12 protein-coding genes and 1 pseudogene are annotated in these 12840 nt (G+C 69.8%); 7 read left to right on the forward strand and 6 right to left on the reverse strand.

What is annotated here, in order from left to right; genetic code table 11:
* Positions 1 to 86 precede the first annotated feature (86 nt).
* The 3 genes and pseudogenes from ACWGJ5_RS03600 to ACWGJ5_RS03610 form a co-directional block, all read left to right on the forward strand.
* Positions 87 to 1238 carry a carboxylate-amine ligase gene (locus ACWGJ5_RS03600; protein ID WP_453308123.1) on the forward strand — a complete coding sequence of 384 codons (1152 nt, stop codon included), beginning with the start codon at positions 87 to 89 and terminating at the stop codon, positions 1236 to 1238.
* 264 nt (positions 1239 to 1502) lie between these two features.
* Positions 1503 to 1715, forward strand: coding sequence for a hypothetical protein (locus tag ACWGJ5_RS03605; protein ID WP_453308124.1), 213 nt, complete (start codon positions 1503 to 1505; stop codon positions 1713 to 1715).
* A gap of 508 nt (positions 1716 to 2223) precedes the next feature.
* A pseudogene (locus tag ACWGJ5_RS03610) lies at positions 2224 to 2997 on the forward strand (threonine synthase); the annotation flags it as partial.
* Positions 2998 to 3039: 42 nt separating this feature from the next.
* On the opposite strand, the gene ACWGJ5_RS03615 reads toward ACWGJ5_RS03610, so the two are convergent.
* Positions 3040 to 4233 (reverse strand): permease, encoded by a 1194-nt coding sequence (locus ACWGJ5_RS03615; RefSeq protein ID WP_453308125.1) that lies wholly within the window; start codon positions 4231 to 4233, stop codon positions 3040 to 3042.
* Between the two features lie 125 nt (positions 4234 to 4358).
* Between ACWGJ5_RS03615 and ACWGJ5_RS03620 the strand changes: the two genes are divergently transcribed.
* Complete coding sequence (locus ACWGJ5_RS03620) at positions 4359 to 4658, forward strand: hypothetical protein (protein WP_453308126.1); 300 nt, start codon at positions 4359 to 4361, stop codon at positions 4656 to 4658.
* Positions 4659 to 4827: 169 nt separating this feature from the next.
* On the opposite strand, the gene ACWGJ5_RS03625 is transcribed toward ACWGJ5_RS03620, so the two are convergent.
* The 3 genes from ACWGJ5_RS03625 to ACWGJ5_RS03635 all read right to left on the reverse strand — a co-directional run bounded on the left by ACWGJ5_RS03625 (position 4828) and on the right by ACWGJ5_RS03635 (position 6880).
* Positions 4828 to 5250 carry a hypothetical protein gene (locus ACWGJ5_RS03625; RefSeq protein WP_453308127.1) on the reverse strand — a complete coding sequence of 141 codons (423 nt, stop codon included), beginning with the start codon at positions 5248 to 5250 and terminating at the stop codon, positions 4828 to 4830.
* A 164-nt stretch (positions 5251 to 5414) separates the two neighbouring features.
* Positions 5415 to 5645 carry a hypothetical protein gene (locus tag ACWGJ5_RS03630; protein ID WP_453308128.1) on the reverse strand — a complete coding sequence of 77 codons (231 nt, stop codon included), beginning with the start codon at positions 5643 to 5645 and terminating at the stop codon, positions 5415 to 5417.
* Between the two features lie 320 nt (positions 5646 to 5965).
* A complete protein-coding gene (locus tag ACWGJ5_RS03635) occupies positions 5966 to 6880 on the reverse strand; it encodes an N-acetyltransferase family protein (protein WP_453308129.1) in 915 nt (304 codons plus the stop codon).
* 625 nt (positions 6881 to 7505) lie between these two features.
* Between ACWGJ5_RS03635 and ACWGJ5_RS03640 the strand changes: the two genes are divergently transcribed.
* Complete coding sequence (locus ACWGJ5_RS03640; RefSeq protein ID WP_453308130.1) at positions 7506 to 8072, forward strand: DUF2243 domain-containing protein; 567 nt, start codon at positions 7506 to 7508, stop codon at positions 8070 to 8072.
* Entirely contained in the window at positions 8072 to 8902 is an 831-nt protein-coding gene (locus ACWGJ5_RS03645) for a cytochrome c oxidase assembly protein (RefSeq protein ID WP_453308131.1), read from the forward strand. The genes ACWGJ5_RS03640 and ACWGJ5_RS03645 overlap by 1 nt, the downstream gene beginning before the upstream one ends.
* Before the next feature lie 635 nt (positions 8903 to 9537).
* Here the strand turns inward: ACWGJ5_RS03645 and ACWGJ5_RS03650 are convergent.
* Positions 9538 to 9693, reverse strand: coding sequence for a DUF6131 family protein (locus ACWGJ5_RS03650; RefSeq protein ID WP_228617815.1), 156 nt, complete (start codon positions 9691 to 9693; stop codon positions 9538 to 9540).
* A gap of 534 nt (positions 9694 to 10227) precedes the next feature.
* Between ACWGJ5_RS03650 and ACWGJ5_RS03655 the strand changes: the two genes are divergently transcribed.
* Complete coding sequence (locus ACWGJ5_RS03655) at positions 10228 to 11511, forward strand: phosphatase PAP2 family protein (RefSeq protein WP_453308279.1); 1284 nt, start codon at positions 10228 to 10230, stop codon at positions 11509 to 11511.
* Positions 11512 to 11781: 270 nt separating this feature from the next.
* On the opposite strand, the gene ACWGJ5_RS03660 is transcribed toward ACWGJ5_RS03655, so the two are convergent.
* Positions 11782 to 12717: a LysR family transcriptional regulator gene (locus ACWGJ5_RS03660; RefSeq protein WP_453308132.1), complete on the reverse strand. Its 936-nt coding sequence runs from the start codon at positions 12715 to 12717 to the stop codon at positions 11782 to 11784.
* Positions 12718 to 12840: the final 123 nt, after the last annotated feature.

Genomic DNA, 12840 nt, shown 5'->3' on the forward strand with positions numbered 1-12840 from the left:
CGCGGAGTCGTGACGAGTGGATGCCGGTGTCCCGTGTCTTCCGAAGTCTTCCGAAAGGGCTGGATGTGCCAGAGCCGTTTGATGCCGTGACCCCTGCTGCTGCCGCGGGCGGGTCCGGGTGCCCGCCGGAGCTGCCCGCACCGCCGACGGTCGGCGTGGAGGAGGAGTTCGTCCTGGCCGACCGGGGCACCAGGTCGGCCGTCTGCAGGTCGCATTCCGTCGTGTGTGCCGCTCGCGATCACCTCGGCGGGCCGCATGTCGTACCCGAGCTGTCGCAGTCCCAGGTGGAGACGGTCAGCGGGGTGTGTCGTACGGGCGTCGAACTGGAGGCGGAGATCGTCCGGTTACGCGCGGGTGCGGCTGCCGCGGCGGCCGAGCACGACTGCCTGCTGGTGCCCAGCGGCGTGGCGGTCCTGGGCCGTTCCGGGCCGCCGCCCGTCCTGGACCAGGCGCGGTACCAGGCCCTCGCGCGCCGCTTCGGGCCAGTGATCCACGGGCAGGGCGTGAACGCCTGTCACGTGCACGTGGGCGTGGCCGAACGGGAGGAAGCGGTACATGCGGTCAATCACCTGCGGGGCTGGATGCCTCTGCTGTTGGCCCTGACTGCCAACTCCCCCTACTGCGACGGGAGGGACACCGGATACGCGAGCTGGCGCTCGATGGTGTGGAGCCGATGGCCCTCGGCAGGACCCCCTCCCCACCTGCGCGGCGCGGCCCACTACGAACAGGTGGTCGGCCAACTCGTGGGCAGCGGGGCGGCGCTGGATCCGGCCATGGTCTACTGGCACGTCCGGCCCTCGGCGCATCTTCCCACCATCGAGGTACGCATCGCGGACGTGCTGCCCGACGCCGGGGCCACCACCGCGTACGCACTGCTCGTCCGCGCCCTCGTCGGGCATGCGGTGGAGGTGGTACGCGCCGGGGAACTCGCCCCCGAGGCCCCCGATCTGCTGCTGAGGGCCGCGTACTGGCAAGCCGCCCGGCACGGGCCGAGCGGGACCCTCCCCGGGACCCACATCCACGACTGCGCTCCCATGACCGTCGGCCGGCTGATCGAGGAGCTCTGGAAACGGGTCGAGCCCCACCTCGGCCGGTACGGCGACGATCGGCGCGTCGGCGACTGGCTGGCGGATGTCCGGCTGAACGGGTCCGGCTCGGCGCGACAGAGGCGTGTGGCGGAACGGCACGAGGACGGCCTACGGGCTGTGGTGGACGACCTGGCCGTCGAGGTTCCGTGAATCCGAGCCGGTCGTCATGGGCCGACCTCAGGGAACCTGGCGCGTCAAGCGGCTGGGGAGGATGTGGCTGGTGTTGGCTTTGTTGCGCAAGCCGCAGGAGTGGGCGCGGTTCGTGGACGTGCGGACCGAACTCGGCTTCATCCGTCGACATCGATGGACGCCCTTGGGCTTACGGTGGTCGTGAGGGCTCTGTTCGGAAAACGAGCGCAGCCCGGAGGACTCGGCTTCGCCGACCGTGCCGCTCCTGCTCGTGCGGGAGGTGCCATGAAAGTCGAAATGATCCAAAGGGCCGCCGACGTTCTCTTCGACGTACCGGACGAGATGCACGAAGAGATCATCATGCTCATCAGCGCGGTCACCGGCGACGCCGAGACACGGGCGCCGGACCTTGCAGCCGCGTTCGGGGAGTGGTGCTGGCTCGTGTACACGATCCGCGACGACGTGGTCGAGGTGCTGGACGTCGGCTGTGCTCGCTGACGCCGGGACCTGGTGCCGCACTCCGTGGAACCGGGAGCACGGCGTGCGAACCCTGCCCCTCATCGAGCAGGCACCGCTGGACCGGATGACGGAAGCGCATCGCTGACGTCTGCGCGGGCCGGACGGGCAGTGCTTCTCGTCGTGACCCGATCGGCGCGGGGCGTGACCGATGCCCAGGGCGCGGAAGTGCACCAGGACCGCGCACGAAGCTGCCCATGGCACGGAAGGCACGACGGATGAATCGCCGAAGACGGGCCATGCCGCCCGGCGTGACCGGCCGCAGGCGCGCCCGTCACCGGACTCCGCGGGCCGGCCCGTCCCGGCCGCCGCGTGTCCGGGCTGGCGCCGGAGCCGCCGTGATCAGCGCTGGTACGGCCCGACGGTGGTGCCGCCGGCCGGCCGCTCCCGTTCGCGGCCGGCGTGGGCTTCGTCGGCGGTGGCCCGGTCCGGGAGCGGGACCGGGCCGGGGAGGGCGTAGAGCCCCGCCGCCAGAAGCCGTTGCGCTATGCCTGGCTGCCCCCGCGTCGTCCTCACCTCCACCGACCTGACACCGGCGATGGACGCCTTCCTGCGCGCGTACGGCGCCGTCGTGCTGCCCGTGCCGGAGGAGGCACGCTGGCCGCTCACCCGACGGATCGCCGAGCACTTCGGGCTGCAGCCCGTCAGCAACCAGACCCGCACCCATACCGGCCACGCCTTCGGGCCCGAGGGCTACAAGACGGTCGCGTACGAGATCCACGCCGATCTCGGTGTCCCCGCGGCCGTCTTCGTCCCGACCGGCTACGGCGAGCTGCTCTTCGGCATCGGGAAGGGCTTCGCCGAGCTGCGCCGCCTCGGGGTCACGGACCGGGTCCCCCGGCTGATCGCCTGCGAACCCGCCGTCGGCGGACCGCTGGCCGCCGCCCTGCGCCAGGGGCTGCCGGCAGCGCATGTGGATGTCGGTGCGACCGACGCGTACGGCATCGACTGCCCGGTGAACAGCTACCGCGGAGTACTCGCGGTGCGCGGTAGCGGGGGCCGCGCTGTCCTGCTCACGGACGAGCAACTACGCGCCGCGCAAACCGAGTTGGCCCGAGCCGGCCTGTGGGCGGAGCTTTCGGCGGCGGCCGGCCTGGCAGGGCTGCGGGTCTGCGCCGACGAGGACTTCGACGGCCCGGTGGTCTGCGTGTCCACCTCCAGCGGGTTCAAGGACCGGGGTGTCGGTCGGCACCGCAGCGAGCCCGTGGCACCCGAGTGGAATGCCGTGCGGGCCCGGCTGCGGGCGGCCGGGCTCGGTGAGTGAGCGTACGGTGAGCGGCCACGGCACGGAAAACCCTTGAGCGGTTCAGTGATGGTGGTGTTCACCCTGCCCATGTGCGTGGTCGTGGTCGTGGCCGTGTTCGCCCGGGTCCGGTGAGCCGCCCATCGTGCGCAGCATCGCCGGACCGCCGGTGCGCAGAAAACGGACCAGGAGGGCGGTGGCCAGCAGCAGGAAGGCGATGTTGAGCCAGGTCGTGTAGTTCCAGCTGACGCCTTCCTCGGGGATCCTCGCGTCGGCCTGGTCGGGAATGAGGCCCAGACCCCCGAAGGTGAACTCCACGACATAGCCGGCCACCGCCATCGCGGCGAAGAACGTGCCCAGCAGGAAGGCGGCCATCCGGGCGCCGTAGTACTTCCGGTAGATGTTGAGGATCGGCAGGATCAGCAGGTCGGCGTAGATGAAGGCGATGACACCGCCGAAACTGATGCCGCCCTTCCACAGCACCACGGCCAGCGGCACGTTGCCGATGGAGCATACGAAGGTGGCGATGGCCACCACCGGCCCGATCAGCGGCCCGATCAGCTTGGCCGCGAGCGGATGGTCGGCCAGGAAGAAGCCGCGCCAGAAGTCGTCCGGCACCCACGCGGCGATCGCCCCGGCGATCAGGAGTCCCGCCACCAGGTCACGCAGGATCGCCGCCCACTCCATGACGAAGATGTGCGAGACGGAGGTGAGGCCGTCGCGGGAGAGCAGCCGACGGAGGAAGCCGCCCTCGCCGCCCACGGACATGTCCATCGCCGCGTGCCCTTCCATCGACCCGGTCAGCCCGCGCTCGGCCTGCTCCCGCGCCTGCCGCAGCAGCCGCTCACGCAGGAGGAGCCGGAACAGCACCGCGAGTACGACGATCATGATCGGACCGCCGACGAACTCCGCGGCGGTGAACTGCCACCCCATCAACAGTGCCAGGATCACGCCCAGTTCGACCACGAGGTTGGTCGAGGCGATCTCGAAGCCCATCGCCGCCGTGAAGTCCGCGCCCTTGCGGAACAGTGAGCGGGCGAGCGCGACGGCGGCGTACGAACAGGACGACGAGGCCGCGCCGAGTCCCGCGGACAGGGCGAGCGTACGGGGCCGGTCGTCGCCCAGCAGTCGTACGACGGTGGTCCGGCGCACCACCGCCTGGACGACGGCGGACAACGTGAAGCCGAGGATCAACGCCCAGGTGATCTCCCAGGTCATGGACCCGGCGATGGACAGAGCGTGTCCGATCGCATGCATGATGCACACCCTTCGCCGTCAACTGCCGCCAGCAGGCCTGATCATATACCCCATGGGGGTATTTCATCGACCCGCCGCAGTGTGCGCCTGAAGGCTCGACACGCCCTCACCGGAGGAGGGGTGTTGTGAGCGAGGACGCCGTCGGGTACGAAACCACCCACGCCGAGGTGCTGCAGGAGAGGGAAGTCATCAGGAGGAGGCCTGGGATGTACGTCGGCTCGACAGGCGGACACGGCCCGCACCAGCTCCCGTTCGAGGCCGTCGACCGGGCGGTGAACGAGGCCCTGGCCGGCCGCGCCGCCACCATCGACGTCTCCCTCACGCCGGACGGCGGCCTGCGTGTCGCCCACGACGGCCCGGGCTTTCCTGGTCGAGGCCGACGGCGACACCGACACCGACAGTCCCGGCGTCGGAGGCCCTGCTGACCCGCAGGTGCGCCGGGGCTCAGCCAGGCGGCCGCCGTGCCGTGGGCGTGGCACGTGGCTGGAACGACACCCCGAGCAGGCCAGGGCCGTCGTCGGCGGCATCCTCCGGGACGCAGGTCGGCGGGGGAGCGGGGGATGCGGGTTCAGCGGGGAGGGAGCCGGTCCTGCGTCAGCCGATGAGTGAGCGGAACTGCTCGACCGTACGGCGTCGCATGGTGAGGAAGGCCAGCCAGGAGCCGTCGGCGTAGTGCAGCCGGAAGCGGGCCATCAGCTGCGTCCGGGGCCGGCGTTCGACCCGGGTCACCCACGCCCGTGGCACCTCCCACACCGGGGTCCCGTCCAGCGGCTGGACCAGTCCGACGCGCTGGTCGGTCACGCGCAACAGCAACGCTCCGGAGGTGGGCGGCATCCCTGCGGCGATGCTGCCCGCCCCACCGGACTCTGCGCCCACGGAGTTGACCACGTGGTTCGCGAGGGATGCCCCGATACCGATGCCCTTGGCGCTCTTGGCGGGGACCACGGTGGCGTACGCCAAGAGGCTTTCGCCGGGGGTCAGTTGACTGTGGGCGGAACGCTCACGGAGGGCGGACATGCTCATGATCATAGGCGACTGAGGCGGAGCACGTGTCAAAGGGTGCCGTGCTCGGGCCGCCCCGGGCGCCAACGGGACGGCCGAGGCCAGAAGTCGGCGGCGAGGAAAGCGAAGAGGCTGGATTCATGGCCTCGCCACGGCCAACGTCAACAGTCAGGCGGGGATCAGGCCGCGCGAATTGCGACGGTGACGATCTGTGACCCGGGGTGCAGCCCCTCGGGCCGTTCCAGGCCGATATGGGTGACGAGACCCGCCGACACCGTTTTCCCCTCCCGCAGGGCGACGACGATCCCGCCGCAGGCCATGAGGTCGGTCAGGTAGCGGACCGTGAGCTGCTCGCGCACCGACGATGCCGCGCTCGCGCCACCTCCGCCTTCCATCCCGCTCTTCGACATCGAGCGGAGGTATTGCCCTGGGACCAGTGGGGCCGCGTGACCGAGGCCCGTGCGGGCAAGACGGGACCGGAGTACGACGGGCTGATCGACGTGGTTGCAGAGGCCTGCGCCAGGCACGGCCCGCGGGCCCTGCCCCGGCTGTTCGCCCGCCAGCCCTGGCCGTTCCCCAGCACGCGCTCGGGTGAGCCGGGCCGGGAACGCTCCCCGGCCCGGCTTGTCCACGGCAGCCTGTTCACCTTTGGGCCGGGTCTCCGGCGACACGGGCGAGGCAGTACGGTCTCGCCCCCCTTTTCGGGTGGTTGTGCTCTGGTGACCCGGCGTCAGGCCGCAGGATGCGGAAGGCTGATGGAACGACTCTCCTCCACCACGTGGTAACCGGCGCTCGTATACAGGTTCATGGCCACCTCGTTGCCGCCCCACACGGTGAACATCAGCGCCGTGTCGCCGGCCTCGAGCGTCGCCTGTTCGCCGGCCGCCATCGCGGCCCGTCCGTACCCTTTGCCGCGGTGCTGCTCCTTGATGTGCAGCGAGTAGCCATAGGTGACCCCAGGGAGGTACCCGTGCTTCAGCCAGCCGGTGCCGATCTGCTCGCCCCGCGCCTCGAGCACCAGGAAGGTGTTGTCGGGCGTCGCCAGGCCCTGGGGGATCAGGTCGGCGAAGTCGCGGTCGGACTTGCGTTCGGCCTCCTCGGGAGTCAGCGATCCCGAGCGGACGATGTCGTCGACGTAGGCGGCCTTCTCCAGGCCGAGCCAGTGGGGGTATTCGGCCGGCGTCATCGGCCGTGCGGTGACACCGGCGAGTGGTGTCGGCGGGGAATCGATGCGCCGCGTCCTGAGTTGGCCGCGGACGCCGTAACCGTCGAACAGCTCGCCGGCGGGCTCGGTGAGCCGTATGTTCAGGCGGCGTGCGCCGCGCTCGGCACACCACTGCTGGGCCCAGTCCCTGGCGGCCTGCTCGTGGCCGCGGCCGGCGTGGGGCGCGTCGATGCGGAGGTCGCCGATACGGCCCGCGAGGGCACCGTGGTTTTCGGCAACGACCACGGCGACGTATCCCACTCTCATCCCGGCGTCCGTGATCTCGGCCACGGACCAGTCGCCGACGTCGGCCCGTACATCCTCGAGCATGCGCTCCGCGGCCGCCTCACTGAGCCCGGCCGCGGTGTACGAGGCGAGCAGCCGCCGCTCGAAGCCCTTCTGCCAATGCGTTGTGTCACCAACCATGCTGAGTTCTGTCACCTGAACACAGTAGCCAGACGGGGGGGCGAAGCCGCTGCCGTTGTCGGGGAGGCGGGTCTTGCAGGAGCCGCATTTGTAGCGACAGAACGGCTGGTGCTGGTGCTGGTGCTGGTGCAAGTGCGGGTTGAGGTGAGGGGAACCGGCGGTAGGTGGACAGCCTCCCAAGGTGCGCGCCGCGCCTTCCGCCGCCAACTCCGGGCCTCCGCCGAAACAGGCTACGAGGCGCGCACCCCACGGCTCTCGGAGGTACTCGCCAGGCGCCCTCCTGGAAGCCTTTGTTCACGAAATCTGTGTGAGTGAACAGGTCTGGTTCGGCGCCGGCGCACACACCGACGCCGATATGGCGATCACAGGTGATGTGCCTTCAGGGGCGGACCCAGCGAGCGGCGCGCCGAAGGCTTTCCCGGGCAGAGGCGGGGCCGGGGAGCACCGGCTTCGCGGCCCCGCCAGGATGCCACCGACCTCGATGTTCTCCGTGATGTCGACCGTGGCGCTGCGGTGGATCGCCCGGCATGGGCGAGATGGCTGAAGCCGTGCGGGCAGTTGATTGGGATGAGCCGGGCGGGAAACGGTGTCGGGAGGGTCTGACCCCGACTCACACTGCCGACGGGACGGATATCAGGTGATGGCCACGACGGCGGGCACGGCCCGCGTGCTTCCGGGGGCGCCGAACAGCTTGCGGCTGCCCGGGATTGTGCTCGGGATCGGCCTCGGCGGGTTTGTCGACGGCATTCTGCTGCACCAGCTCCTGCAGTGGCACCACATGCTCACCAGCACCAACCACGACCACATCGGGGTGAAGTACTACGACCCCCATACGGTGTCGGGGCTGGAGATGAACACCCTATGGGACGGCATCTTCCACGCGGTGTGCTGGATCGCCGTACTGGTGGGCCTGGCCATCCTGTACGCGCGGGTCACGCACAACCGGCGAGCGGTGTGGGCCTCGCGGGTGCTGTGGGGCTGGATCCTGGCCGGCTGGGGCTTGTTCAACCTGGTCGAGGGCATCGTGGACCACCAGATCCTCGGTATCCACCACGTCCACGGTGGCCCTCACCAGGCTTGGTGGGACGCCGGTTTCCTCCTCCTGGGCGGCCTGTTCGTGATCACCGGGTATCTGCTGCAGCGTAGTGGCCGGCCCTTCGACCCCGAGGCCGCCCGTGGCGGCGAGCGGGCCGGAGGCCACGCCTGATGGGCACCATGCACCAGGGGAAGGGCGGTGGCGGCCTGCCGGGAGCGGTACTGGTGGGGTTGCTCCTGCTCGGCGCTGCCGGTGGCTACCTGCTCGCCGCGCGACGGGCCCGAAGCCGCAATTCTGTACAGGGATGGAGCGCCTGGCGATCGGCGTCCTTCCTCGCCGGGCTGGCGCTGCTCGCCGTCGCGCTGCTGCCGCCGCTGGCACCCGCCGCGCACTTCGACTTCCGCGGGCACATGGCCCAGCACATGCTCATCGGCATGTACGCGCCCCTGGCGCTCGTACTGGCCGCGCCGGTCACGCTCCTCCTGCGCACGTTGCCTCACGACCAAGCCCGCAGGGTGGCCGTATTCCTGCACAGCCCACCGGCCCGGCTGCTGGTGCATCCCGCGGCAGCGCTCACGCTGAGCACCGCAACCCTGGCAGTGCTGTACTTCACCCCGTTGTTCAACGCCGCCATGGCGCACCCGGCGGGGCACTGGCTCCTGCACGCCCACTTCCTCGTGTCGGGCTGCCTGTTCGCCCACGTCATCGCCGGTCCCGACCCCGCGCCCACCCGGCCCGGTGTGCGGGGCCGCCTGGTGTACCTGGGCATCGCCATCGCCGTACACGCCCTGATCGCGCAGGCCATGTACGGCGGATTCTTCATCGACGTCCATGCGCCCATCGGCCAGGTCCAGCAAGGCGCGGAGATCATGTACTACGGCGGGGACATCGCCGAACTCCTGCTGGCCGGCGCGCTGGTGGCAACCTGGCGGCCCGAGCGCCGCACCACGACGGCCAGTTGGCGCGGCCGGCCAGGCGTCGGTGCGCCGACGCCGCGCTGAACCGACTCCGCGCCTCGCCCAGCGGAAGCGCTCGGGCCGGGCGGATCCGCCAAGTGCACCACCACAGGAACCGCTCACGGGGTCGGCAATGTTCCTCCCTGCGGGTCATGTCACACACGGTGTCCGAGACGGAGGAAGCCGGTACGTGCTGAACGGCCTTGCCCAGGTAGCCCCCAGGGCGACTGTTCAAGAGCGGCGGCACTTGTTCCATCGCCGGCGGCGCGTGTACGCCCCCCGAGACCCACGGAGTGGTCGCCGGCCCGGTCTCCTGCCGTATCCGCTGGAGACACAGTCGGCCAGGATGACGTACCGCGCACCAACCCGGACGCCGTACCTCATTCAGCTGCGGCGGCCTCCTCGGGCGCCTCGACTCCGGCTCGCTGCGGGCATGCCCCCTACCGTGCGGGCTCGGCTGGAAGGCGGCGCCGCAGATTGGGACGCTCAGTGTGGTGCGCTTGCCGTGGTCCTTGATCAACTCGCCCGTGCAGACACGAAGCCGCTCCGCCCGCCGGGCCGGGCGTGCCGGGGCAGCGGGCGTCTCGGCCGGGCAGACGGCTACTCGCCGTCTGCGCCCAGGGGTTACTCAGACGCGAGCAGGGGGTTTGCCCCCGGCCTCCAGATGGAGGGATCAACGCCTACCAATAGTGCCGCCGACCGGCGACCGCGTGCCCCATAGAGCCCAGGATCCACAGCACCGCGCCTACGACCAAGAGGATGATCCCGATGGTCCACAGGATGGATACCCCTGTGACGAAACCGATGATGAGCAGGATGACACCGAGGGCGATCATGACAGGCCTCCTGGTGATGAATCGTTCCGGCCATCCGAGTGCCCCGAACTGGGACGTGATACGCCATGAGGCCCATGCCGTCCTTGTTCCGTGCGAGCGGGCCGTGCGGCAGGGCGGCAGTGCGGCAGGGCGGCAGGGTCGGAAGGGACGGACGGGAAAGGCCAGATCCGCTACCCGGAGTCATCGCGACTCGCCGGAAAGTGAGAAGGCGGACCGGGGGACGGGTCCGGCAGTGTGTCAGGAGTTTTCGCGGAGCACCGTCATCGAGCCGCCGCTGCGACGCTTTCGGGCCCGGTTCGGCCCGGCGAAATCCGCTTGCGCCGCTCGGGTAACATGATCGAACTCACCACGAGCTCCCTGATGGCTTGTCCTTCACGGGGGGGGGCATGCATGCCGTCCGGCATGAAGGACGACCAATTGATTAACAAATTAACAACTGACAAATTGGCCAAATAATTGATACCTATCGCGTCGCGGGTGTTTTCGCGAATTAAATCCAGATTTGAGTTCGCCGCGTGCCGCCGGCCGCAGGTGATGCTGTGGGCAACGGCGGGTGTGGTGGTCCTCGGCTTCCTTGTCGCACTGGAGGTCGGTGCGCGCTGCTACGGCCTGTCGGGGCCGATCGCCAATCAAGTGCGAGAGGTGATATTCCCGCCCAAATCCGGTTTTCTTTTGTACGCCAGCATGGCGTTGATGATGGTTGTGCTCACCTGGCGGCAACGGCTCATCGCGGCTGGTGCGGCGATCGGCATCGACGTTGCTTTTTTCCTGGGGAGGTGGGTGCTCGGCGTCAAGGTCACCGACGGTCACCCCTTCGGTAATGGCGCGTTGTGGGTGATTTTGGGCTATGCCGTCATCGCTGTCACACGCCGAAAGGGCCGGGAACGTGTCCTGCTGCTGAAGGGCGTCGGGCTGGGCCTGCTGCTGGTGACCGGCCGCAAGGCCGGTGACACCTGGCTACTGATCACGTCGAAGACCCGTCCGGCCGTGTTCGACCAGTACGTGGCAACTGCCGATCACGCACTGGGCAACCCGTCATGGCTGGCAGGGCAGATGGTCAGGGCCACCGGTCCGATCGGCTCTCATATTCTCGACTACGTCTACATTCAGCTTGCTGTGGCCGCAGTCGTCGTCGCGGCGTACCAGCTGCGTAACGTGGCGATCGAGCGCCGATTTCCGAGCCACCATCTGGTGCGCACCTTTCTCGTCATCGGCCTGCTCGGGCCGGCAATCTACATGATCTTCCCGGTGGTCGGGCCGGTCTTCGCCTACAGCGCCGACGGCGGGCACTGGGCGGTGGCCAACCTGTGGCCCGACACGCCTCCGCCGATCAATACCCCGCACCAGATTCCGTTCGACGAGATCACCCCGCGCAACTGCATGCCCAGCCTGCATACGGCGTGGGCCACGGCCATTTTCGTCCACTCCCGCAAGGGACCACGGATTCTGCGGTTCGCAGGCGCGTTCTGGCTGGTTGCCACGCTCGGCGCAACGCTGGGGTTCGGCTACCACTACGGCGTGGATCTCGTCGCCGGCGTGGTGTTTGCGCTCACGATCGAGGCAGCTCTGCGCTCGCTCGCACGTGGCTGGGACCGGTCGGGAATCCAGTTGGTCGCGCATGGCGCCACGGTCTTCGTCGCGCTCTTGCTGACCTATCGGTATCTGCCGATGCAGATGGCCCAACACCCATGGCTGTTCGGACCACTTCTCATCCTGGCGATGGCCTCGGTGGTCCACGGCTACGTACGGACCACCAAACTGTGGGACCCGGCGACTGCACCGGTACGGCAACCGGAACCGCAACCGGAACCCGTTTGAGTCATGTGGCACCAGGAGGAGCGCGAGTCCCCGGGCCATGCCCGCGGCACCACGCCCGGGCTCACCCACAAGGGGATCGACTCCTCCTCCGCCTGAGCCGCCACCGCCGGCCGGTGGAGCGGACCGTGCCCTGGCCGGCGGACTGCGCGTGCATCGCCGCTGCGAGCGCAGGCCCGAGCACTGCCGCGCTTTCGTCGGCATACGGCTGTCAGGCCCGTCCCGAGCCACCGTCCGTCGATCCGGCCAGGGTGCTGGAAGACGCGCCGCGGTTCAGCGCGGAATCACCCAGCCCGGAACCCAGGTCCCGGCGGCGTCGTGGTCGGCCGCCGTGGCGGCGAGGTGGGCGCGGAGGGTGGCCAGTGCCGGGTGGGGATTGTCGCGGTGCCAGAGCAGCGAGTGCGGGTAGACGGGCGTCGGGTCGGTCACCGGGATACGGCGCAGGCCGTGGCCGGCGGGCCAGATGAGGCGGGTGTGCTCGCCCATGAAGGTGGCCAGGGCCGGGGTGTCGGCGACGGTGTCGAGGAGGGCGTCGGAGCCGAAGTTCGGGCCGGTCGCCTCGATGGTGAGGCCGAACTCGGCGACCAGGTCGTCGTAGTAGGCGGCCCACTCGGTGCCGGGGACGATGCCGGGCATCCAGATCCGGTGCCCGGTGAGCTGAGCGAGGGTCACCGACCGGGCGCCCGCCAGGGCGTGGGCGGGGCCGGTGAGGAGCTGGAGCGGCTCGTCGAGGACCCGGACGGAGGCGATGTCCTCGGGAAGGGGCCGTCCGGGCGCGCCGACGGCGCGGAAGGATGCGTCGATCGTGCCGGAGCGGATGGCGGTGACCGCCGTCTCGATGTCGAACAGCATCATCACGTCGAGGTCGATCTCGGGGTGCGCGTGGTGGAAGCCGCGCATCAGGCCCGACTGCGCGCTGCGCGAGGCGATCACGTCGACGCGCAGCGGACGGCGGCCGGTGCGCACGGACGCGACCGCGCGTTCGGCGACGCGCAGCAGCTCGCGCGCGTGGGGCAGAAACGCCTGCCCGTCGATGGTCAGCTCGGCGCCGCGCGCGGTGCGGGTGAACAGCCGCACGCCGAGGTTGCGCTCCAGCCCGGCGATGCGCTTGGAGACGGCCTGCTGGGTGACCGCCAGCTCGGCGGCGGCCTCCTGGAACTGCCCCGCTTCTGCGACGGCGACGAAGGTCCGGACGGTCTCGAGGTCCATGTGGCCACCCTATGGGCACAACCTTTGGTTGTGGATGGCGGACCCTGCGGTTGTTTGATCCCTGCCTGTGGTGCTCGCTTTGATGTTTCCCAACGCGGATCGGTGGTGCGGGTGAGTGGGCGA

The organism is Streptomyces sp. NPDC054783 (genome assembly GCF_053611725.1).